Source organism: Oceanobacillus indicireducens (genome assembly GCF_014647195.1).
Lineage (GTDB): Bacteria > Bacillota > Bacilli > Bacillales > Amphibacillaceae > Oceanobacillus > Oceanobacillus indicireducens.
Window position 1 is genome coordinate 1 of sequence record NZ_BMOS01000045.1, and the last position, 17,917, is coordinate 17,917.

A 17,917-nucleotide genomic window follows, 5' to 3' on the forward strand; every position below is an offset into this window, starting at 1 on the left:
TATCTCAAGATAACGGGACTAAAATACAGAGTGCAGTTATACCGCATGGTTATGGGGTTTATCTAAAAATGAAACAGTATGATAAACCCCTAAATAGTAACGGTAATATACACACAATATACATCGTTCTAGTTTAGCAGGTCTACCTCTTTTATTAAATCCTCTATTGTTTTATGCGTATAAACATCTATGGTAATATCGGAGGTAGCATGTCCCATTATCTTCTTTATTGCTACATCATTAGCGCCTGCATAGTCCATTAGAGTGGCAAAAGTATGGCGCGCATTGTGTGGTGTGTGGTCCATTCCTAACTTGTCCATTAAAGGGTTCCAACGATGCTTTAAAAAAGTGCTGTAACTCATTTTTTTATTTTTCGGACTCAATACTAAAAATTTATAGTCACTCATTCTCTTTTCAATGAGCGGCTTTATTTTTTTGTGTATAGGAATAATCCGGTCTTTTCCAGCATCAGTTTTTAATCCACCGATCATGTATCTATCCTCTAAAAAAATGTCTTCGTTTTTCATCGCTAGTAGTTCCCCGGGGCGTAACCCTGTATAAGCCATAATTAGAGCCGTGTCAGCGAATTCAATGGAATAGACACTTTCCCATAGCTTGTTGATTTCCTCACCTGTAAACGGCTTCCGTGTCGTTCTAGTGGTGTTATCCGGAACCGCGACAGAAGTAGAGTAGTTTTTATCAATCCAGTCGTTGTTTATTGCGAATATATACAGCAGATTGAATAATGTTTTGATTTTTCTTTTTGTCGAATGTCCTTTTTCGCAATTGTCAATAACATCTTGCATATGATTTTTTCTTATGTCGACAAATTTAATGTTATGCAAACTTTCAGCGTGTCCAAATGCTGCACTATAACCGTTTCTTCTAATTTGTTCTTTTTCCATTATATCTTTATCGGGGAATTCCTCTTTAATAAAATAATTAAACACTTCCTCAAACGTTAATTTCCTTGCATCCACATCATATGGATCTCTATTGTATTCCGCTAATGCAATCATTGCTTCTCTTCTTGTCTCAAAATAATCGATGTATTTATATTTCTGTCTTTTCTTCCCAGTCTTTTTATTTATCTCCCATCCTAGAGTAGTTCTTATGGCGAATGGCTTCCTTCTCTTTTTCCCTAAATTGACTATTCCCCCGTAACCGTTTGGATTTTTAATTTTAACCACCTTCCCGTTTTGAAAATAGAGGGGATAGCTAGTCCCCTCATGATTAAATACTAACGTTAGTCCTTAATCCCTTTCCACTATATAAAGTATGACTTTCCCATGAATCTCGATGTTATCATTCACACTGTAGATTTGATCAGCATGCTTTTTATTGTAGCTTTCTGGCTTAAATATTAGCCTATCTCCGTCTTGGTAGAAGCACTTTACGCTGTAATCATAATCGCTACTAAACACAACCATATCTCCATCTTTTAATTCATTTAATGTAATTGGCTTGACGGCTATTAAAGACCCGTGAGGCATTATCTTATCCATTGAATCTCCATTTATCTTAGTTATAAAGATGTCTTTCTTACCTGCCCATTTACCCATAATTGAATCTGGTAGTGAGATTTTTTCTACTTGGTCATTTGTTATTCCATCTACATTAATAGGTAGACCTGCACTTATAGCAGTTGGGTAAAATGCATAATCACTCATTATCGAATAGCTGTATCCTTCTTTTTCTTCCCCTATTAAATGCTCAACTGTAACATTTAATTCTTTAGCCACTTTCACAACGTTATCAATAGAAGCTTTTTCTAAATCTCTTTCGATGAATGATTTGAGCGTTGTATAAGGTACGCCTGCTTCTTTAGAAAATCTGTAGACGTTTTTATGCTTGCTGTTTTCTATTAACTTCTCTAACCTTTCACCTTTTCTCATTTTTATACCCCCTTTCTATATTTTAGTTACGAAATATCGTAACTAGATTAAATATAACATGTATCATTACCGATGTAAAGAACTTTTATACGATAGAATGTAAAAAATCTTCTTTTTTCTCTTGACAAGTTACGATGTGTAGTATATATTGGAGTTACAAGTTACGACACATCGTAACAAGAACGACGAGAAAGGAGAGTTTTTATGTACCCGAATTTAGATGCGGAATTAGCAAGGCGAGGTATAAAGCGTGTAGATATTGCTAGGGATCTATTTAACGGTAGAACAGCTACAGTATCCGACAAATTGAATGGGAAATATCCACTTTTATTAACGGAAGCAATCAAAATAAAGAACGAATACTTCCCAGAGCTTGAATTAGGTTATTTGTTTGATATGGAAGTTAAAGAAAAAGTATCAAGTTAAAGGGGTGAGTAAATGGACGAAATACAATTATCCAGTGACTTGAATGTTATTACAGCTGAAATAAACAGCTATAAGCAAGTTGCAGGGCAATCGATATTCGAAATTGGGAAACGTCTGAAACACGTAAAAGAAAACAATCTCGCTCACGGAGAGTGGGGGAGGTGGTTGGAATCGATCAACTTAAGTAGAGGGCAGGCAACGAAATTCATTACTGTGTTTGATGAATTGGGTTCAAATGATTCTACATGGAACAACTTAGGTACTCAAGCACTTTATTTAATCGCAACCATGCCGGAAGGAGAAAGGGAAAAAGAACACACTCTTTCTAGCGGTGAAACAAAAACACCTGATGAAATGACTGTTCGTGAATTACAAGAAACAAAAAAGAAATTAAAACAATCCCAACAACAACTAGAACAAGCTCAGAAATCAGAAGAAATTGCGTTAAAGAAGCTGGAAGAAGTAGAAGGCAGAGAACCGGAAGTCATTGAAAAAGAAGTCATTAAAGAGGTTATTCCTGAACACATCAAAAAACAGATACAGGAAAAAGACAAAGTTCTTCAATCCGCAAGAGAAGAAATGGAATCCATGCAATCTGAAATAGATAAGTTAGAAAGACTTACCACGGGAATGGACGAAGAAGCTAAAAAAGAAAAAGAAGTCAAACTGCTTATGCTGGATGCTAGTAAGTCAGTCTTGAAAACAAAAATTAAAATAGATGAATTTTTGCAAGAGGTAGCTGTTACTCCATACAGGAGGGGAGCGATAGCAGCATCAAGCCAAGCTGCTAAAGGCAAATTAGCCGAAGGTGTGGAAGAGTTAAAAAAATTTATTGAAGAAATGGAGTTGTCATTAAATGCAACCATCGAACATCACTAAAAATAATGAGGTTTCACTGGTAGAAACAAGAAAAGAAGGAAATGCAATTATTATTGAGTTTGGTCAAGGTGAATCAAATCTAGAAAATCAAGCGATGACAGAAAAAATGGAACAGAAAATGGAACAGATTTTTGAATTGCTTACATTAACAAGAGAAGAAACACAGGAAGAAATCTTAGGGGTTAAAAAAGCGATTGAATCAAAATATATCACACCCGAACAGCTCAATGCCTTAGAATCTCTAGTTGATAAAAAAGCATCTAAATTTGTTGATAAAAAGAAAGGAATACAGCTTAGTATCGATGTCTTGCTCAACTATGATGCAGAAGGCTTGGCGGAATTTCAGAAGCTAGTAAATGATGAGGTTGGAAAAACGAAAAGTAAAATTTGGGTTGACCTACACAAGAAGTGCTTAGAGCAAAAAGGGACAACAGCTAAAAATAGAATATTAGCAACACAAGTCGAGCAAGCGTTTGATTATGTGCGTTCGTGGGGAGGGTTTTCCGTATGACAACAAAACATGTAACCAACTTTAAATCAGCATACCAAAAATTAAAAAGCAAACACGATTGGAAGTTTTCCATTGAATTATATCATCACGACTTTAATAGTGAGCCGTTCCTCCACACTGAAAGCTATATCGAAAAAGTGATATTAGATTATGTGGATGAACATGGACTGATAATCACGGTAATGACACCAGATGCGACATATTCATTTAGTGAAAAGAATTGGTTGGTACACGTAGATGATGATTATGTATCTTTCGGTTCAAAAAACGATAATGACACGCACTGCATTATTGAATTCTGTTGAAAGGAGTTGACGTTTCATGAATACTCAAAAAATCAAAGTAACCGAAGCGGCTGAACTGCTAGGGGTTTCCCCTCAATTCGTTCGTGTGGGCTTACAGCAAGGAGTTTTGCCGATAGGAACAGCAGTTAAAATGTCGAGCGTGTGGACTTATCACATCTCACCGAAAAAACTTAAGGAATACATCGGTGAAGGCTTGCCGTGGGCAGATGAATTGGAGGAGAAACAAAATGACACACAAAGAACTACAATCTTACCGTAATCGATTCGAAGAAATCAAAAAGAGCGATGAACCAATCAGAACTAGAAAGCTAGCTTCACTAATGAGCGACTTGGAACTTTCGTACAACATTCCAGTGTTTGCCATGGCAGTTTACGAAAAGAACAATCCAGAAGTAATGGCATTATATCGTGAAGTTTCTAATGCAAGGACATTTTAAGGAGGTGAATTAGATGACTTTCGGAGAAATGAAACAGTTGACTGATCACTTTAACCAGATTAAAGGAGCTTCACAAAAATTAAAAAACAAACGCCTTAAGCAACTGATAAAGGATATAGAAGGTAATTTTGTAACATACGGACCCAATCAAAATATATTCGCGGCAGGATTGGTATGTGCGGCTTTTGAAGAATTGGAGGTGAGATAAATGGATTACGAAAAACACTTTCGTGAAAAAGATATTCCCACTGCTGAAAAAGAAGTGAACTGCATAAAGGAATTACTTAAATCGGTAGATAGTCATGTCGATAGCGGAGACATTGCGCAAGCCAAAAATCGGGATGAAGATTTGAAAAAGTCACTAGAAAACCTTGTCACATTGAATGAATTGAAGTTGGAGGAGGATAGATACAAAGCGCTTACCAGATGAAAGGGGGTGAACAACAATGAACGAACTAGCAAAAGAAAGCACTATCGCCGGAATCGTGATTGCTACCGTAATCGGTTTGCTCACATTAATGTAAAAAGGCAGCGTACGGCAATACGCTACCAGTTAAAAAATAATAATCGATTTTATTATATCACAAGGAGGTTTGCGAATGAAGCACTCTCTTGATATGACGTTACGTGAATTGCTTGAAGACGGTGCTGATATCGATATCCATTATTACTGGGATTTTGACAGGACACAAGAAGATGCAGAAAACAAAGCAATGCAATTTGATGACCTCGGAGAAATCGAGAATAAACCAGAAGGAAATTACGTACGGATAATTCCTAATAATAAGGGATTAAGATTTTACTGCTATTACGATAGGGAGGAAATCTAAATGAATTTACATGAATTTTTAGATCAAGAAGAACAAGTGGAGCAAGAAGCATTTGAAATCAAAGACGATCAAGCAGCCAATTGGGCTTTAAGAAAAATAAAGCAATTAAAAGAACAGCAGGAAGAGAATACCGCACTTGCAGAAGCAGAAATAAGCAAGATTGAAGCATGGTTACAATCTGTTAATGGCGAAGCGCAAGGAAGCATTGATTACTTCCAAGGTTTACTTGCTAAATACGCAATGAGTAAGCGGGAGAGTGACCCGAAATTCAAATCTAAGAAACTACCGAACGGCGCTGTTAGATTTAAAAAACAGCAACCGAAATGGCATTACGATGACAAGAAATTAGTAGAGTCACTCAAAGAATCTGGTGAAACAGACTTAATCCGCATAAAAGAAGAACCTAATAAAACAGCATTGAAAAAGTTGTTTGTCGTACAAGAAGGAAAAGTGATTAATCCGGGCACTGGTGAAGTTATTGAGGGTGTCACAGTAGAAGAACGCGAGGATAAGTTTGAGGTGGTCACAGAATGACTAGTCTTACGGAAAAGCTTATTCATATTCAAAAAGAGTTAAAAGCTCCCAAAGGGAATTGGAATAAGTTTAGTAGCTTCTACTACCGGTCGGCAGAGGACATATTGGAAGCTGTGAAGCCTTTAAATGCGGAACAAGGGTTATTGCTCACATTATCCGATGAACCCGTCCTGATTGGCGAATGGCACTATATAAAAGCAACAGCATCCATTTCCGATGGAAAAGAAAATCATGAAGTAACAGCTTATGCCCGTGAATCAGAAATAAAAAAAGGGATGGATAGCAGTCAGATTACCGGGACGGCATCATCTTATGCTAGGAAATACGCATTAAACGGACTTTATCTGATTGACGACACAAAAGATGCAGATACAGATCAATACCACAATCAAAACAATGTAGCTCAAAATACACAACAAAATAATCAAATCACACAACAACAAGTCGGACAATTAAAAGCAAAAGCAATGCAATTTGCTCAAGCCAGAAATCAAACAGAACAAGCTGTTTATGAAGTTTTAAAAATAAGTGACATCACACAATTAAACCGTGCTCAAGCAGCATCAGCTATTAAACAGCTCGATATATGGCTAGACGGTGTGAAAAAGGAGCAGGCGAATGGCTAGACCCGTTCCTAAAATCAACCCCAATCATAAACGCAGGGTTCCCAAAAGAGGGAATCTTACTAAAATCACCAAATCTGTCCGTAGAGAGGTTTTAAGAAGAAGCGAGGGTAAATGTGAGCGTTGCGGTAGAACGAACGCATACGCCTTTGAAATGGCTCACTTACAGCAAGCTAGCCAACTTGGACCCGGGAATGACCCAGCGAATATTGTCCTGTTATGTGGTCCGTCTGTAAATACTGGAACATGCCATTGGTATGCAGACTATACAGCAGAAGGCAGAGAATGGCGAATGCAGAAGCGAAAAGAGTTGATAGATTATTATGGAAGAAAAGAGCGGTAAAGAAAAACGATTAGACCAACTACACGAAGAGATTAAACAACTCAATCCAGAGATACTTCCGGACCTAAACAAAATGATTCGCCTGTACAGCCAAGCGCAATTAATTATCGGTCATTTGGATGCAGATGCTCTTTATACCGCTGGGGCTGTTTATGCAGAGCGTAAGAAAGTATATGCAGAAACCATTGCAAGTAGTACCGGAACGGTGGCTGAAAAAGAATCATCCGCTGAACTAGCCACCTACGATTTGCGAATAGCAGAAGCAGCAGCCAAGTCTGAAAGCCGTAAATGGCAGAATCTCTTTAAATCATATGACAACTTGATTATAGCTTTAAGACGTGACGAACGTACAGCATTTGAAGAATTGCAAAAGGTGAATGATCTATATGAGAGGTGATTCTAGTGAATATCCTTGAAAATCAAATACTTTATCAATGTGAGTATTGCAAAAAGAGCTTTATAACAAAGCAGGGAGCTAAAAATCACGAAGAGAAATATTGTTATTTGTCTCCAATTCCGAAGCGAAAGTGGTTAGAAAAAGTAAAAAGTTGCGAACACGAATGGGAAACAAAGTTGTCTCCTATGGCTGGTGAAGAACATTTATTAGAACCAGATTACGACTATTGCATCCATTGCAGTGTAACGGAAATGGAGTTAAGGAAATTATTAAATGCATAACAAGAGTAAAGTCATTCTATCCCGAAAACTATGGGAGCAGGCGCAGTCAAAGGAAGAACTAAAACAGTTAATCGGTAACTACATGGCTGTCGCCTATCCCTCTTATCAGGTGATAGAAGTCCATAAGTATTATGCCATTTGTGAAATTTCGAGGTGACAACCATGAACAACTTACTGATAGATGACTATCCTTTAGTGGTCCTTCCTAATCTAGCAAAAAGAATAGGGTTGAATGAAGCGATTTTATTACAACAAATGCACTTCTGGATACAGAAAAGAAAAAACATAATAGATGACATCAGCTGGGTTTATAACACTTATGCAGGATGGGCGGAACAATTCCCGTTTTGGAGTGAATCCACTATTAAGCGGACAGTTAGAAGTTTAGAAAATCAAAACTTATTACTTGTAGGGAACTTTAACAAGTTAAAGATAGATAATACAAAATGGTACTCCATTAATTACCAAGAATTAAAACGGATGACCAGACCATCGGGTCAAATTGACCTGACGGACGGGTCAAAATGGACAGGCCCATCTGGTCAAAATGAACAGACCATTACCATAGACTACCCAGAGACTACTACAGAGACTAACAAAATACCTTATGTCGAGATAGTAAACTATCTCAACGATGTATCTGGAAAAAACTATCGTTCTTCTACTAGAAAAACAAAAGATTTAATAAAAGCGCGTTGGAACGAAGGTTTTGGATTGGATGATTTTAAAAAAGTCATTGATATAAAAAACGAAGAATGGAAGAACGATCAAAAGATGAATAAGTTTATCAGACCAGAAACGTTGTTCAGTCCAAAATTCGAAGGATACTTGAACCAAGAAACCAAACGAGTTCCATCCGATAGCCAATTTGAGGATTTGTTTTAGGAGGACAACATGAAACCTTTAAAAAGTATTATGAAAAGCCAAGATAAGCGAAATGTAAAAATAAAACCGTGCGAAGAATGCGGAAAAAACAATGAACACTATGATTTATACATCGATGGGGAATTTAAAACTAGGATTGGTAGTGACATATGTTTTTCCTGCCAAATGAAAAAAGAGGATGAACAAATAAGGAGGGAAGCTCGTGAGTCGAGAATAAATGCTCGAATCGCTAAAGCAAAGAATTATTCTGTTATTCCATTTGAATTAGAAGGCGTAAGTTTCCAAGACTACAAGCCAGAAAACCAAACCCAAAAAGATGCTTATGATTTATCTGTTAAATTCGCAAAAGGCGAAATGGATAGGACAACCTTGTTTTTCCAAGGTGATACAGGTCTGGGGAAAAGTCACTTATCCTATTGTATTCACCAACATTATATTAATGACAGGAAAGCAAGTATTTTTATAGATTTACCTTCTTTGTTATCCGAAATCAGAAGCACATACGGCAACAAGAATGACTGGAGAGCAAGAACACAAGATGACATTATGAATGCATTAAAAGAAGCTGATTTGCTTGTACTGGATGATATAGGCGCTGAATACGTCAAGCCGGATGCAAATGGATATGAAAGTTGGGCTGCTGATATTTTATTCCAAATTGCAAACAGTCGGCAGGGAAAGAAAAACATTTACACCACTAATTTCACTTCTAGGGATTTGACTAAAAAATACGGAATGATGTCTAAACGGATAATTTCACGATTAATGAATAATTCCAAAGTGATAAAAGTCGAAGGTAAAGACCACAGATTAAAGGGGTTGGAATAAATGTGTGAACTATGTGAGGGAACAGGTGGAGTGAATATCGTTCATTCGTGGGGAGTAGAGTATCTCCCCTGCAATCACCCTAAATGTGATTATGACCGAAAAAAAGATATTCAGGAATCAGAAGCGATTATCAATAAAATAAAATCAGAAATTTATTCCAGGGAGGAAGCAACATGCTAAATAGAACGGTATTAGTCGGCAGATTAACACGCGATCCAGATTTACGGTATACCCCAAATGGAAAGGCAGTAGCAAACTTTAATATTGCAGTGAATCGCCCATTCAAAGACCAAAACGGCGAGAATCAAGCAGACTTTATAAACGGAGTTGCTTGGAATAAACAGGCAGAGAGCCTTGCTAATTACATGAAGAAAGGCAGCCAAATCGGTGTGGATGGGCGTTTGCAATCCCGGACCTATGAAGGACAGGACGGAAAGACCGTATATGTTACGGAGGTAGTTGCGGATAGCATCCAGTTCCTAGAAACAAAAAACCAGACGAACCAACAACAGAACCAGAGTTACCAGCAACAACAATATAATCAACAACCAAACCAACAATACAATCAGCAATCTCACAACCAGCAACAAATTAACGCAGCTAATCAAGAGATTAATAGACAAGCTGACCCGTTTCAGAATCAAGGCGGACCAATTGATATAAGTAGCGATGACTTACCGTTTTAATTATTCAGAAAATAGGAGGAATGCAGTTGGGGAAGGCAAGCAGAGATAAAGGTCAAAGACGAGAAAGAGAATTTGCAGAATTAATCGGAGGGCGGAGAATACCGCTTTCCGGAGCACAAGAAGGCTATCCGAATGACGTAGAAGGCATGGGGTTGCAATGGGAAGTCAAGGCGAAAAAGAACGGCTTTAAAATGATTTATGACTATGTTCTTGACGAAAGAGAAAAACCGGATGCCGTTGCTTTAAAAGCAGACAGAAAGCCGTGGCTAGTAGTGATGACGTTGGATAAATTTAAAGAACTCATGGAGGGTGACAAATGAATCTCGCGCACTTAGAACACACAAAAGAGGAATTTATAAAAACAGCAAACTCCCAAGAAAGAAAAGGGATATTAAAATACGGAAAACCACTTGAACCTATGGATGATTACGATTGGCTCGATATGGAATTTGAAGAGTTGGTGGATGCTGTTAAATATAATCGGGCAGCAAAAAGAAAATTATTAACCGAAAAGAACGAACGGGAATTTGTCATCGAACGAATCCGCACCATTACAGAACGTTGTGATTATCAAGCGAAAATGGAGATTAACCATTGGTTGGACGTATTGGAGGGGACGGAATGAAAACCAAACTCGAAGTAATATACGGAATATCCCCAGATAATTTAGGAGCGAAGGTAAATCAGTTCTTTGCAAATAATGACCTAAAAGACACGAGCATCCAATTTGACCATATTGTATTTGACGGAAAAGTTAGCTTTTATGCATATATCACTTATGCGGAAGGTGAATCTGAATGAGTAAATACAATTGGCACATTTCCCGAAAAGGTGAAAAACCAAAAGTAGTAAGACATTACAAATGGATCACTATGATGTTTAGGTTTGTTTTGCGGAATCCAGCAATGTTTAGAGGTAAGGAAATGACTATATACAATCATGGCAAAAAAGTAGTGGATATAAGTTGGGAGCAAATAGTCAACTTAAATAGTCAGGGATTGAAAGAAGGCGAAACACGTAAAATCATTAAAGCATTGGAGAGTGAATCTGAATGAGAGAGATAAAAGTGCGTGGCTATGCAGTCGAAGAAATGATCGATAGTCAGTGGATATACGGAACCGGTGTCCATAAAACTACATTTACCGATGAATACGCTAAGGAAACTGGAAAGAAATATGAATACTTCATCTGGACGGAGATGGGTTGGGTTGAGGTTCTTGGTGAATCGATTGGGCAGTATACAGGATTAAAAGACAAAAACGGCAAGGAGATTTATGAAAATGACATAACTTATTTTGGTGGTGCATATTGCATTGTACGCTTTGGCGAACATGGAGTACCGAGCATCGAGGATATGGAGTATGTAGATATGGCTACAGGTTTTTACTTAGAACCACAAGAAACCATTGAGCCATTTAACATGACTGTACCGTTAAATGAGCGATACGCAAAAGACTTAGTTGTTATCGGAAATATTTTCGAACACAGTCATCTTCTGGAGCAACACCATGATTAAAACAATTAAATTTACACTTAATCCATACAGGCGAAACGTTAATAGTAATTTTGATGGCAGGTTGTCGAGGTATTGGCAGAGGCAGTATTATGACGTGTTTAGAAAATGGTGAGGAGCAAACAGATGGATATAAAATACGAGTTATTCAACGATCATTTCCAAAATTATAAGAGATACAACATACCAAGAGCGCAATTAGTTATTGCCGATATTCCTTACAACTTAGGCTCCAATGCATATGCTTCAAGCCTTGAGTGGTATGTGGACGGCGATAATAAGAAAGGTGAATCAGATAAGGCAGGGAAGGCATTTTTCGACACTGATAACAACTTTAGAATATCGGAGTTCATGCACTTCTGTTCCAAAATGCTTATTAAAGAACCGAAGCAAAAAGGCAAAGCACCTGCAATGATAGTGTTCTGTGCATTTCAGCAAATACAAATGGTGATTGAGTACGGCAAGAAATACGGGTTTAAACACCATATCCCGTTAGTGTTTATCAAAAACACTTCACCACAGGTATTAAAAGCAAACATGAAGATTGTCGGGGCTACCGAATATGCATTGGTGCTATATCGTGAAAAGCTTCCAAAATTCAACAACGACGGACGGATGATATTTAACTGGTTCAACTGGACAGTTGACAATAGCTATCCAAAAATTCATCCAACGCAGAAACCGGTTCCGGTATTGAAAGAATTGATTAGCATTTTCACCGACTGCGGTGATGTGGTCATTGACCCAGTTGCAGGTAGTGCCTCCACATTAAGGGCAGCAATCGAATTGAACCGCAATGCATTCGGTTTTGAAATCAAAAAGGACATGTTTAAGACGGCGAATGAAAAGATGTTGAGGAATATTCCGATGAGTTTAGTTCTTTAAAAAAGGCGGTGAAGTCATGAGAAGACCGTGGACCATGAAAGAACTTCAGTTTCTCAAAGAAAATCACAATCTCATGTCAAATAAAGAACTTGCTAAAGCATTAGACCGAACAGTGGGGTCAGTTGCAAACCAAAAAGTTAAAAACGGACTTACGAAAAGAAATATTTATGAGGTTGTAAAAGGCTACGAAGTGCTTGCCACAGGAACAGTTGAAGAGTGTGCAGAGCAAACAGGTTTGTCTGTAAGCACTATACGATTTTACACCACACCTGCACATCGGAGAAGGTCAGTTGATTTGGATAAAGCCATATTGGTGCATAGGGTTGATGATACATGACCGAAAAACAAGCATATAAGGAATTACAACGTTGTTTGAAGCACAACGAGACCATTAGTATTCAGAAGCTTAAAAGACTGCTAGAAACGCTGGAATTTGAGAAATTAACACAAAGCAACAATGACCTTAGACGGCAAAATCAAAAGCTTAGGAGACGGATTGAGCGATTTAAAAATATGGAGGGATAGCGATGGAAGTTGCAACTGGCGATGTCCTCAAGATAAACGGAAACGAATATGAAGTCGAACAGCTTATCGATTACGGGGATATGGGTGTGTTCATGCGGTGGAAAGGTATTGATGATGTGGAGTTTCCGGTGAGTCGCTTGAATGCGAAAGAGTATGAAAAGTATTTGATTAGGAGGGGTTAGGGTGAACAAGGTTATTTTGACGAAGGAACAGGCGAAAGCGATGGAAGAATTAAAAAGCGAACATCTTACGGGGGAAGTAGTTAAAACCCACCTAAATGACAGATGGTCACTTGGTTTGGAGTCGTTAAATGATTTGACTGTAGATGAGTTTGCACAAGCTTATTATTCGGAGGACGGCTATGAAGTAGAGCCGGAGTATAAGGTTGGGGATTGGGTTGTAAGTGTCGAGTTTGATGTCGTTAAAAGGATAGAGAAAATAGAAAAACCAGAGGGGCAATTACCCATTTATAGATTAGAGGATAAATTCAATGTGTACACAATCCGCCTTGCCACACCATCCGAAATAGCAAAAGAAAAAGAGCGGAGATTCTTTGCTGGGCATGGTCGTGAACCTTGGGAATTGAAGAATAACGACATTCTGAACGACAGGCGAGAGAACTGCACGGTGACAATTGCCAAAGTGATTGATAAATTTCCTGCTGAAGAAATGACCGTCCTTTTTACTAATGGAGATTGGGAGTTTTACAACAATATAGTCGAAGATAGCGATTGGAGAGTTGCTTGCTTTGCAGATAAGAGATTGGACGTGAAAACAAATGACTGACCAATTACAAACAGCCAAAGACTGGCTAGGGGATTTAAGCAAGATTGTCTCCCAGCAAAAGACAAAAGAGGACTATGATTACGCGAAAAAGCGAACGGAAGCGCTGGGGTGGCTTATCAATCGTGTGGAGGAATTAGAAAACAGAAACAAAGAACTTGAGTATGCTTCCAAGTATAACGGAGAATTGAATGAGTTTTTGCAAAAGAGAAAATTACCACCAAGCACGCTGGGTAGGCATGTTGTTGATGTCGTTATGGAGTATGTGGAGGAATTGGAAGAAGAAGTAAATCATTGGAAGTCATGCACGAATAGCGAGCAGAAAATTGCCGCAAAGGCTCATAAAAGAGTGGAAAGAGTAGAAAAAGAAAATCGGCGCCTCAAACAGGCCTTAGAGTTTTATGCGGATGAGAGTAACTATGAATTTGAAACAATTGTAAGTGATTGTGATATAGATGTTGAGTCAAAAATACTGAACGATGGTGGAGAAAAAGCACGTAAAGCCCTGAAGGAGGAATCCCAATGAAACTAAAACCCGAACACATTTACCAAGCTGAACAAAACGGCATTGATTACAAGACCGTTAACACCAGAGTTAAACAGCATGATTGGGATATTGACAGAGCAATCAACGAACCGATAAAGGCAAAGCCGAGAAGTCAACCCGTGGAAGTTAAAAGCGATATAGAGCATGTCATTGATGAGTTAAATGCACTGGGGTATTACGATACGGCGGGGAAATCGCTTAAAGAATTGTCTACTAAATTAGCATTGCATCAGATAAAGGCAGAGTCGAGTCATAACACTTGGTTTTAGCGAAAATAACGTTACTGGGAGCGTTTTGCAGACAACTAGATGATTTATACATAATGAGTAGAAACGCTCCTGTAAATTGAGATATGGAGGGGAAAAGATGTTTGCAAAACAACTGAATTTCAGATATGTATATACATTGTTTCCGTGTTTTTTCAAAAGGAATTTACTAGCATTTATCTTTGATGGTGAGAAATCAGCAAGAGAAGGTGCAACGGAGTATGAGAATCCGAGTGTGGAATTTGTAAGTATCCAGAAGGTAGGATTCTTCAAATATTTAGTGGTATGGAAAGTGCAAGGATATTTAAAGGAGGACTAACCCATGACTCCGCGCTGGATGACAGAACGAAAACATATAAACAAGCACAATGAAATTTTAACGGTCATTGAAATATATGCTCCAGGTGAAAACAAGGAGCTGGTGAGAGAAGAGAATAAGCAGTGGACTCATAGAAGAGAGTTGCTTCTGGTGGAGGGAGATTGAGATGGAAAAGAAAGAAATGACTGTGTATATCGCGAAAGATGGAAAAAAGTTTTTTAGTGAGGAACAAGCAAAACGGCATGAAGAAATGTTGTCCAACACGAAGGCTTACAAGGTGTTTTACTCTCCTGATTTAACGGAAACAGGGAATTTGGGAAAGGTTGGGTATCTGATTGTTCAAGCAAACTGGAGCCATGATTTGTGGGCGGAATATTGGCTATACAGTAAATTTGGAAATCGAATTGATTTCGTTCAAGGTGTTGCGCCAACTAAAAATTGGACATTTCAAAAGGTTGATTTAGATGAAGTTGACCATGGTAAATTATTAGCATCCATTAAAAAGTGATGAAGGAGACTAACCAATGACACCCGAAAACCTTTACGATAAATGGCATGAAAAATTAAAGGAAGTAAACGAAGAAGAAAGACGTACAAGACGTAAATACCACAAGTCAAAGCTCCATGATGATGAAATGGATTTATATGTTCTAAGGCGAGAAAAGCACACGATCGAAGAGTTTTTAGATGATGTACGAGCATTAAATCCGTACATGCTAAACAAATATTGAAAGGGAGAGTAATTATGAATCTAACTAACTTATTTGAAATACAAGCAAAACTAGATAAAAAGATTGTTAAAGAAAAAGGTCTGGAAGGACAGGATTTGCTGGATAAAAAGATTCTCGCTTTGCAAGTTGAGTTGGGTGAGCTTGCACAAAATTGGCGCGGGTTTAAGTTTTGGAGTAAGGACCGGGAGCCGAGGACTTATGAAAAATGCCACGTTTGTCAAGGTCATGGAGAAACAGTGGTTCCTGCGTTTCCTGATTTTGAAGAAATGGAGCAAGATATGTGTCCAGTATGTGAAGGTGATGGAAAATCGGGTAAAAACCCACTCCTAGAAGAATACGTTGATTGCCTGCATTTTATATTGAGTATTGGGTTGGAAACGCTAAGACACGGACAATTAGAAATACACCTAATTCAAATATATTTAGATGGCATGAGAGATGTTCCGAGTTTTGCTGTCGGGAATAAAAAAGAAATTGTTTCCGTCTTCAGAGAATTATTTAAAATAACGAGCGAAATAGGGAATTCGGATTTTAAATTAAAAGAATTAATAGGCTACTTTGATACGTTGGGCGGATTGTTGGGTTTCACCCGAGAACAAATAGAGACTGCATACATGCAAAAGAACAAAATCAATCATGCTAGACAAGAAAATGGATATTAGGAGGTCTAACCATGCAAACACTAGACAAAAATAATCTAATCAACAGGCTTCCCAAAATGGGAATCTATCACACTAGCGACGGTAGAAATATAGAAGATGTTAGCTTATATACGCTTATGTGGACTTATATATCAGTTAAGTGTGATGCTGCACGTGCATACGGGGAGGAAACGCAATGACGATGCCAGAATCTTTAGTTGCCATATTTTCAATGACCTGTACGTGTTTTATATTGTGGGTATCTTCTAGGGATTGAGGGGAGGAATAATCCATGCAAGACATCGAACAGATAATCATAACCATTCGTGATGCAATCAGGGATATACCTAAACGATATAGCGATAATCTAGAACAAATTAATAAACTCGAAAAAGAAGAGAACGACTTGCTGCATTACATCGAATTAGTAAACCTAAATGCAGTTGAAGGATTTAAGGCTTACAAAGAATTACAAAAGGTAAGAAAAGAGCGTAGGGTTTACAAGGATGAAAACGAACTTCTTAGGCATATACAACCAGTATTAAAAAACATGAAAGGGCAGATAAGGCATTTGGATGATGCGCTTGGATGTGTCCGTCAGACAGAAAAGAATTTAGAAAACAGAATCTATAGAGTTCGTGTGAGGAAAGATTTAGACAAGGTTATTAATGGGGTGAAATAGTGTCGAATGCAATTAAAGCAACTAAGATTACATTCAAAAAAATTGAATCCGAATGGTACAATTACCACAACACATTAAAAGAGATAGCAAGATTACGAGAAGAAATTATGAATCCATTCGATGAAGAACCAGAAGATACTAATATTGTTAAAGGTGCTGCTTCGGTAAGGGTTCCAGGAGATCCGACAGCAAGGATGGCAACTCGTTTAACCACCAGTAAACAATTGAACTACCTCAATGAGATTGTGGAAGCTATTGACCGAGTATATAATGCTCTTCCAGACAATTATAAGGAATTAGTCAGGATTAAGTACTGGTCTAATAAAGACTTAACTTGGGATGTTATTGCCGAAGAGTTATATGTTAATCGGTCTACGGCTATACGGTGGAGAAACGAAATTGTACAGGCTACTATTGAATTATTGGGGTGGAGATAATGAGTAAACCAAACAGTATACAATTCGCAAATGCGATAGAACAAGTAAAGCACGAATTACCATTGCATCTTGAAAAACAGAGAATAAAAGCGAACTTATATATGAATATGTATAAGGCGTTGAAAAAAGAAGGGTTTACCGATGAACAGGCAATGGATATTATAAAGGCAAGGGGATACGAGTGAAACTATCATGCGACTTTTGGCGTTACTAATCGTGTTATTATGGTAATAGGTAATCCTATACCACTACCCCTTCTGGAGCCACTCATTATTGGGTGGCTCAAATAATATTATTATAGTATTATGGCACTAGGAGGGGATTGAGTGAAAAAGATATTGTTTGTTCTACTGTCAATTACTACTGCTATTGCATTGACGGCATGCGGTGGGGCTGACAAAGAATACAAAGATCAATTAAAAGAAGCTGAAAAACGCTTAGAAGAATCGCAAAAGGAATTAGAAAGCGCCCAGCAAGTTTCAGAGCAAATTGATGAAACGACTGAATCGCTTGAAGAATTAGCTAGTGAAATGGGAATTGAAAGCGATAATGAAGACGGTCATGAGATAGATGAATTAAGGAGCGATATAGAATACGAAGCTCTTGGAGATGGCGATGTTTTAACAGATCTCATAATCGAAAACGGAGAAGTGAAAGCCACAATCGAAATTGGAGATAGTGATGTAAACTAGCACATTATTCCAGGTCATCTATTTCAAACTAATTCA

General features: G+C 37.9%; 41 protein-coding genes. 39 read left to right on the forward strand and 2 right to left on the reverse strand.

Going from position 1 to position 17,917, the window contains the following annotated elements; genetic code table 11:
• Nucleotides 1–128 precede the first annotated feature (128 nt).
• Both IEX94_RS17935 and IEX94_RS17940 read right to left on the reverse strand, forming a co-directional pair.
• A complete protein-coding gene (locus IEX94_RS17935) occupies nucleotides 129–1,190 on the reverse strand; it encodes a tyrosine-type recombinase/integrase (RefSeq protein WP_229782790.1) in 1,062 nt (353 codons plus the stop codon).
• 63 nt (nucleotides 1,191–1,253) lie between these two features.
• Nucleotides 1,254–1,895: a helix-turn-helix domain-containing protein gene (locus IEX94_RS17940; RefSeq protein ID WP_188859393.1), complete on the reverse strand. Its 642-nt coding sequence runs from the start codon at nucleotides 1,893–1,895 to the stop codon at nucleotides 1,254–1,256.
• Nucleotides 1,896–2,099: 204 nt separating this feature from the next.
• Between IEX94_RS17940 and IEX94_RS17945 the strand changes: the two genes are divergently transcribed.
• The 39 genes from IEX94_RS17945 (at nucleotide 2,100) to IEX94_RS18135 (ending at nucleotide 17,881) form a co-directional block, all read left to right on the forward strand.
• The gene (locus tag IEX94_RS17945; protein ID WP_188859395.1) at nucleotides 2,100–2,321 is read left to right on the forward strand and encodes an XRE family transcriptional regulator; all 222 of its coding nucleotides are present in this window, start codon (nucleotides 2,100–2,102) and stop codon (nucleotides 2,319–2,321) included.
• Nucleotides 2,322–2,333: 12 nt separating this feature from the next.
• Nucleotides 2,334–3,200: a DUF3102 domain-containing protein gene (locus IEX94_RS17950; RefSeq protein WP_188859397.1), complete on the forward strand. Its 867-nt coding sequence runs from the start codon at nucleotides 2,334–2,336 to the stop codon at nucleotides 3,198–3,200.
• Entirely contained in the window at nucleotides 3,178–3,711 is a 534-nt protein-coding gene (locus tag IEX94_RS17955; protein WP_188859398.1) for a hypothetical protein, read from the forward strand. The genes IEX94_RS17950 and IEX94_RS17955 overlap by 23 nt, the downstream gene beginning before the upstream one ends.
• Nucleotides 3,708–4,016 (forward strand): hypothetical protein, encoded by a 309-nt coding sequence (locus IEX94_RS17960; protein WP_188859400.1) that lies wholly within the window; start codon nucleotides 3,708–3,710, stop codon nucleotides 4,014–4,016. Before IEX94_RS17955 ends, IEX94_RS17960 begins: the two co-directional genes overlap by 4 nt.
• A 16-nt stretch (nucleotides 4,017–4,032) precedes the next feature.
• Nucleotides 4,033–4,275 (forward strand): hypothetical protein, encoded by a 243-nt coding sequence (locus IEX94_RS17965; protein ID WP_188859466.1) that lies wholly within the window; start codon nucleotides 4,033–4,035, stop codon nucleotides 4,273–4,275.
• A complete protein-coding gene (locus IEX94_RS17970; RefSeq protein WP_188859401.1) occupies nucleotides 4,244–4,453 on the forward strand; it encodes a hypothetical protein in 210 nt (69 codons plus the stop codon). Before IEX94_RS17965 ends, IEX94_RS17970 begins: the two co-directional genes overlap by 32 nt.
• 13 nt (nucleotides 4,454–4,466) lie before the next feature.
• Entirely contained in the window at nucleotides 4,467–4,661 is a 195-nt protein-coding gene (locus tag IEX94_RS17975) for a hypothetical protein (RefSeq protein WP_188859402.1), read from the forward strand.
• Nucleotides 4,662–4,883: a hypothetical protein gene (locus tag IEX94_RS17980; protein WP_188859403.1), complete on the forward strand. Its 222-nt coding sequence runs from the start codon at nucleotides 4,662–4,664 to the stop codon at nucleotides 4,881–4,883.
• 169 nt (nucleotides 4,884–5,052) lie between these two features.
• A complete protein-coding gene (locus tag IEX94_RS17985; RefSeq protein ID WP_188859404.1) occupies nucleotides 5,053–5,283 on the forward strand; it encodes a hypothetical protein in 231 nt (76 codons plus the stop codon).
• Nucleotides 5,284–5,817 carry a host-nuclease inhibitor Gam family protein gene (locus IEX94_RS17990; protein ID WP_188859405.1) on the forward strand — a complete coding sequence of 178 codons (534 nt, stop codon included), beginning with the start codon at nucleotides 5,284–5,286 and terminating at the stop codon, nucleotides 5,815–5,817.
• A complete protein-coding gene (locus tag IEX94_RS17995; protein WP_188859406.1) occupies nucleotides 5,814–6,443 on the forward strand; it encodes an ERF family protein in 630 nt (209 codons plus the stop codon). The genes IEX94_RS17990 and IEX94_RS17995 overlap by 4 nt, the downstream gene beginning before the upstream one ends.
• Nucleotides 6,436–6,783 (forward strand): HNH endonuclease, encoded by a 348-nt coding sequence (locus IEX94_RS19920; RefSeq protein ID WP_188859407.1) that lies wholly within the window; start codon nucleotides 6,436–6,438, stop codon nucleotides 6,781–6,783. The genes IEX94_RS17995 and IEX94_RS19920 overlap by 8 nt, the downstream gene beginning before the upstream one ends.
• Nucleotides 6,764–7,180, forward strand: coding sequence for a hypothetical protein (locus IEX94_RS18005; RefSeq protein WP_194461821.1), 417 nt, complete (start codon nucleotides 6,764–6,766; stop codon nucleotides 7,178–7,180). Before IEX94_RS19920 ends, IEX94_RS18005 begins: the two co-directional genes overlap by 20 nt.
• 5 nt (nucleotides 7,181–7,185) lie before the next feature.
• Nucleotides 7,186–7,461, forward strand: a complete 276-nt coding sequence (locus tag IEX94_RS18010) for a hypothetical protein (RefSeq protein ID WP_188859412.1) — start codon at nucleotides 7,186–7,188, stop codon at nucleotides 7,459–7,461.
• A 162-nt stretch (nucleotides 7,462–7,623) separates the two neighbouring features.
• Nucleotides 7,624–8,346 (forward strand): conserved phage C-terminal domain-containing protein, encoded by a 723-nt coding sequence (locus tag IEX94_RS18015; protein ID WP_188859414.1) that lies wholly within the window; start codon nucleotides 7,624–7,626, stop codon nucleotides 8,344–8,346.
• 9 nt (nucleotides 8,347–8,355) lie between these two features.
• On the forward strand, nucleotides 8,356–9,174 hold the full coding sequence (locus IEX94_RS18020) for an ATP-binding protein (protein WP_188859416.1): 819 nt from the start codon (nucleotides 8,356–8,358) through the stop codon (nucleotides 9,172–9,174).
• A complete protein-coding gene (locus IEX94_RS18025; protein ID WP_188859418.1) occupies nucleotides 9,175–9,354 on the forward strand; it encodes a hypothetical protein in 180 nt (59 codons plus the stop codon). It abuts the gene before it with no gap.
• Nucleotides 9,348–9,860 (forward strand): single-stranded DNA-binding protein, encoded by a 513-nt coding sequence (gene ssb, locus IEX94_RS18030; RefSeq protein WP_188859420.1) that lies wholly within the window; start codon nucleotides 9,348–9,350, stop codon nucleotides 9,858–9,860. Before IEX94_RS18025 ends, ssb begins: the two co-directional genes overlap by 7 nt.
• Nucleotides 9,861–9,886: 26 nt before the next feature.
• Nucleotides 9,887–10,180 (forward strand): hypothetical protein, encoded by a 294-nt coding sequence (locus tag IEX94_RS18035; protein ID WP_188859422.1) that lies wholly within the window; start codon nucleotides 9,887–9,889, stop codon nucleotides 10,178–10,180.
• A complete protein-coding gene (locus IEX94_RS18040; protein ID WP_188859424.1) occupies nucleotides 10,177–10,485 on the forward strand; it encodes a hypothetical protein in 309 nt (102 codons plus the stop codon). Before IEX94_RS18035 ends, IEX94_RS18040 begins: the two co-directional genes overlap by 4 nt.
• Nucleotides 10,482–10,661: a hypothetical protein gene (locus tag IEX94_RS18045; RefSeq protein WP_188859426.1), complete on the forward strand. Its 180-nt coding sequence runs from the start codon at nucleotides 10,482–10,484 to the stop codon at nucleotides 10,659–10,661. The genes IEX94_RS18040 and IEX94_RS18045 overlap by 4 nt, the downstream gene beginning before the upstream one ends.
• Nucleotides 10,658–10,915 carry a hypothetical protein gene (locus tag IEX94_RS18050; protein ID WP_188859428.1) on the forward strand — a complete coding sequence of 86 codons (258 nt, stop codon included), beginning with the start codon at nucleotides 10,658–10,660 and terminating at the stop codon, nucleotides 10,913–10,915. Before IEX94_RS18045 ends, IEX94_RS18050 begins: the two co-directional genes overlap by 4 nt.
• A complete protein-coding gene (locus tag IEX94_RS18055; RefSeq protein WP_188859430.1) occupies nucleotides 10,912–11,376 on the forward strand; it encodes a YopX family protein in 465 nt (154 codons plus the stop codon). The genes IEX94_RS18050 and IEX94_RS18055 overlap by 4 nt, the downstream gene beginning before the upstream one ends.
• Nucleotides 11,377–11,499: 123 nt before the next feature.
• The gene (locus IEX94_RS18060) at nucleotides 11,500–12,258 is read left to right on the forward strand and encodes a DNA-methyltransferase (protein ID WP_188859432.1); all 759 of its coding nucleotides are present in this window, start codon (nucleotides 11,500–11,502) and stop codon (nucleotides 12,256–12,258) included.
• A 16-nt stretch (nucleotides 12,259–12,274) separates the two neighbouring features.
• Nucleotides 12,275–12,595, forward strand: a complete 321-nt coding sequence (locus IEX94_RS18065; protein ID WP_194461822.1) for a hypothetical protein — start codon at nucleotides 12,275–12,277, stop codon at nucleotides 12,593–12,595.
• A 190-nt stretch (nucleotides 12,596–12,785) separates the two neighbouring features.
• Nucleotides 12,786–12,965 (forward strand): hypothetical protein, encoded by a 180-nt coding sequence (locus tag IEX94_RS18070; RefSeq protein ID WP_188859437.1) that lies wholly within the window; start codon nucleotides 12,786–12,788, stop codon nucleotides 12,963–12,965.
• A gap of 1 nt (nucleotide 12,966) precedes the next feature.
• The gene (locus IEX94_RS18075; protein WP_188859439.1) at nucleotides 12,967–13,569 is read left to right on the forward strand and encodes a hypothetical protein; all 603 of its coding nucleotides are present in this window, start codon (nucleotides 12,967–12,969) and stop codon (nucleotides 13,567–13,569) included.
• Nucleotides 13,562–14,092 carry a hypothetical protein gene (locus IEX94_RS18080; RefSeq protein ID WP_188859440.1) on the forward strand — a complete coding sequence of 177 codons (531 nt, stop codon included), beginning with the start codon at nucleotides 13,562–13,564 and terminating at the stop codon, nucleotides 14,090–14,092. The genes IEX94_RS18075 and IEX94_RS18080 overlap by 8 nt, the downstream gene beginning before the upstream one ends.
• Nucleotides 14,089–14,382, forward strand: coding sequence for a hypothetical protein (locus tag IEX94_RS18085; RefSeq protein ID WP_188859442.1), 294 nt, complete (start codon nucleotides 14,089–14,091; stop codon nucleotides 14,380–14,382). Before IEX94_RS18080 ends, IEX94_RS18085 begins: the two co-directional genes overlap by 4 nt.
• Before the next feature lie 97 nt (nucleotides 14,383–14,479).
• Complete coding sequence (locus tag IEX94_RS18090; RefSeq protein WP_188859444.1) at nucleotides 14,480–14,698, forward strand: hypothetical protein; 219 nt, start codon at nucleotides 14,480–14,482, stop codon at nucleotides 14,696–14,698.
• A 3-nt stretch (nucleotides 14,699–14,701) separates the two neighbouring features.
• Nucleotides 14,702–14,863: a hypothetical protein gene (locus IEX94_RS18095; RefSeq protein ID WP_188859446.1), complete on the forward strand. Its 162-nt coding sequence runs from the start codon at nucleotides 14,702–14,704 to the stop codon at nucleotides 14,861–14,863.
• Nucleotide 14,864: 1 nt separating this feature from the next.
• The gene (locus IEX94_RS18100) at nucleotides 14,865–15,206 is read left to right on the forward strand and encodes a hypothetical protein (protein ID WP_188859448.1); all 342 of its coding nucleotides are present in this window, start codon (nucleotides 14,865–14,867) and stop codon (nucleotides 15,204–15,206) included.
• A 16-nt stretch (nucleotides 15,207–15,222) separates the two neighbouring features.
• Entirely contained in the window at nucleotides 15,223–15,429 is a 207-nt protein-coding gene (locus IEX94_RS18105; protein WP_188859450.1) for a hypothetical protein, read from the forward strand.
• 14 nt (nucleotides 15,430–15,443) lie between these two features.
• Nucleotides 15,444–16,091 carry a dUTP diphosphatase gene (locus tag IEX94_RS18110; protein ID WP_188859464.1) on the forward strand — a complete coding sequence of 216 codons (648 nt, stop codon included), beginning with the start codon at nucleotides 15,444–15,446 and terminating at the stop codon, nucleotides 16,089–16,091.
• Nucleotides 16,092–16,102: 11 nt separating this feature from the next.
• On the forward strand, nucleotides 16,103–16,270 hold the full coding sequence (locus tag IEX94_RS18115) for a Fur-regulated basic protein FbpA (protein WP_188859452.1): 168 nt from the start codon (nucleotides 16,103–16,105) through the stop codon (nucleotides 16,268–16,270).
• A 92-nt stretch (nucleotides 16,271–16,362) separates the two neighbouring features.
• Complete coding sequence (locus tag IEX94_RS18120; protein ID WP_188859454.1) at nucleotides 16,363–16,752, forward strand: hypothetical protein; 390 nt, start codon at nucleotides 16,363–16,365, stop codon at nucleotides 16,750–16,752.
• On the forward strand, nucleotides 16,752–17,189 hold the full coding sequence (locus IEX94_RS18125; protein ID WP_188859456.1) for a DUF722 domain-containing protein: 438 nt from the start codon (nucleotides 16,752–16,754) through the stop codon (nucleotides 17,187–17,189). Before IEX94_RS18120 ends, IEX94_RS18125 begins: the two co-directional genes overlap by 1 nt.
• Nucleotides 17,189–17,374 (forward strand): hypothetical protein, encoded by a 186-nt coding sequence (locus IEX94_RS18130; protein ID WP_188859458.1) that lies wholly within the window; start codon nucleotides 17,189–17,191, stop codon nucleotides 17,372–17,374. Before IEX94_RS18125 ends, IEX94_RS18130 begins: the two co-directional genes overlap by 1 nt.
• 141 nt (nucleotides 17,375–17,515) lie before the next feature.
• Complete coding sequence (locus IEX94_RS18135; protein ID WP_188859460.1) at nucleotides 17,516–17,881, forward strand: hypothetical protein; 366 nt, start codon at nucleotides 17,516–17,518, stop codon at nucleotides 17,879–17,881.
• Nucleotides 17,882–17,917 lie beyond the last annotated feature (36 nt).

Coding starts and splice junctions, on each gene's coding strand:
- IEX94_RS17940 (WP_188859393.1), bottom strand. CDS start 1,895: ATGAGAAAAGGTGAAAGGTTAGAGAAGTTAATAGAAAACAGCAAGCAT.
- IEX94_RS17945 (WP_188859395.1), top strand. CDS start 2,100: ATGTACCCGAATTTAGATGCGGAATTAGCAAGGCGAGGTATAAAGCGT.
- IEX94_RS17950 (WP_188859397.1), top strand. CDS start 2,334: ATGGACGAAATACAATTATCCAGTGACTTGAATGTTATTACAGCTGAA.
- IEX94_RS17955 (WP_188859398.1), top strand. CDS start 3,178: ATGCAACCATCGAACATCACTAAAAATAATGAGGTTTCACTGGTAGAA.
- IEX94_RS17960 (WP_188859400.1), top strand. CDS start 3,708: ATGACAACAAAACATGTAACCAACTTTAAATCAGCATACCAAAAATTA.
- IEX94_RS17965 (WP_188859466.1), top strand. CDS start 4,033: ATGAATACTCAAAAAATCAAAGTAACCGAAGCGGCTGAACTGCTAGGG.
- IEX94_RS17970 (WP_188859401.1), top strand. CDS start 4,244: ATGACACACAAAGAACTACAATCTTACCGTAATCGATTCGAAGAAATC.
- IEX94_RS17975 (WP_188859402.1), top strand. CDS start 4,467: ATGACTTTCGGAGAAATGAAACAGTTGACTGATCACTTTAACCAGATT.
- IEX94_RS17980 (WP_188859403.1), top strand. CDS start 4,662: ATGGATTACGAAAAACACTTTCGTGAAAAAGATATTCCCACTGCTGAA.
- IEX94_RS17985 (WP_188859404.1), top strand. CDS start 5,053: ATGAAGCACTCTCTTGATATGACGTTACGTGAATTGCTTGAAGACGGT.
- IEX94_RS17990 (WP_188859405.1), top strand. CDS start 5,284: ATGAATTTACATGAATTTTTAGATCAAGAAGAACAAGTGGAGCAAGAA.
- IEX94_RS17995 (WP_188859406.1), top strand. CDS start 5,814: ATGACTAGTCTTACGGAAAAGCTTATTCATATTCAAAAAGAGTTAAAA.
- IEX94_RS19920 (WP_188859407.1), top strand. CDS start 6,436: ATGGCTAGACCCGTTCCTAAAATCAACCCCAATCATAAACGCAGGGTT.
- IEX94_RS18005 (WP_194461821.1), top strand. CDS start 6,764: ATGGAAGAAAAGAGCGGTAAAGAAAAACGATTAGACCAACTACACGAA.
- IEX94_RS18015 (WP_188859414.1), top strand. CDS start 7,624: ATGAACAACTTACTGATAGATGACTATCCTTTAGTGGTCCTTCCTAAT.
- IEX94_RS18020 (WP_188859416.1), top strand. CDS start 8,356: ATGAAACCTTTAAAAAGTATTATGAAAAGCCAAGATAAGCGAAATGTA.
- IEX94_RS18025 (WP_188859418.1), top strand. CDS start 9,175: ATGTGTGAACTATGTGAGGGAACAGGTGGAGTGAATATCGTTCATTCG.
- ssb (WP_188859420.1), top strand. CDS start 9,348: ATGCTAAATAGAACGGTATTAGTCGGCAGATTAACACGCGATCCAGAT.
- IEX94_RS18040 (WP_188859424.1), top strand. CDS start 10,177: ATGAATCTCGCGCACTTAGAACACACAAAAGAGGAATTTATAAAAACA.
- IEX94_RS18045 (WP_188859426.1), top strand. CDS start 10,482: ATGAAAACCAAACTCGAAGTAATATACGGAATATCCCCAGATAATTTA.
- IEX94_RS18050 (WP_188859428.1), top strand. CDS start 10,658: ATGAGTAAATACAATTGGCACATTTCCCGAAAAGGTGAAAAACCAAAA.
- IEX94_RS18055 (WP_188859430.1), top strand. CDS start 10,912: ATGAGAGAGATAAAAGTGCGTGGCTATGCAGTCGAAGAAATGATCGAT.
- IEX94_RS18060 (WP_188859432.1), top strand. CDS start 11,500: ATGGATATAAAATACGAGTTATTCAACGATCATTTCCAAAATTATAAG.
- IEX94_RS18065 (WP_194461822.1), top strand. CDS start 12,275: ATGAGAAGACCGTGGACCATGAAAGAACTTCAGTTTCTCAAAGAAAAT.
- IEX94_RS18070 (WP_188859437.1), top strand. CDS start 12,786: ATGGAAGTTGCAACTGGCGATGTCCTCAAGATAAACGGAAACGAATAT.
- IEX94_RS18080 (WP_188859440.1), top strand. CDS start 13,562: ATGACTGACCAATTACAAACAGCCAAAGACTGGCTAGGGGATTTAAGC.
- IEX94_RS18085 (WP_188859442.1), top strand. CDS start 14,089: ATGAAACTAAAACCCGAACACATTTACCAAGCTGAACAAAACGGCATT.
- IEX94_RS18090 (WP_188859444.1), top strand. CDS start 14,480: ATGTTTGCAAAACAACTGAATTTCAGATATGTATATACATTGTTTCCG.
- IEX94_RS18095 (WP_188859446.1), top strand. CDS start 14,702: ATGACTCCGCGCTGGATGACAGAACGAAAACATATAAACAAGCACAAT.
- IEX94_RS18100 (WP_188859448.1), top strand. CDS start 14,865: ATGGAAAAGAAAGAAATGACTGTGTATATCGCGAAAGATGGAAAAAAG.
- IEX94_RS18105 (WP_188859450.1), top strand. CDS start 15,223: ATGACACCCGAAAACCTTTACGATAAATGGCATGAAAAATTAAAGGAA.
- IEX94_RS18110 (WP_188859464.1), top strand. CDS start 15,444: ATGAATCTAACTAACTTATTTGAAATACAAGCAAAACTAGATAAAAAG.
- IEX94_RS18115 (WP_188859452.1), top strand. CDS start 16,103: ATGCAAACACTAGACAAAAATAATCTAATCAACAGGCTTCCCAAAATG.
- IEX94_RS18120 (WP_188859454.1), top strand. CDS start 16,363: ATGCAAGACATCGAACAGATAATCATAACCATTCGTGATGCAATCAGG.
- IEX94_RS18130 (WP_188859458.1), top strand. CDS start 17,189: ATGAGTAAACCAAACAGTATACAATTCGCAAATGCGATAGAACAAGTA.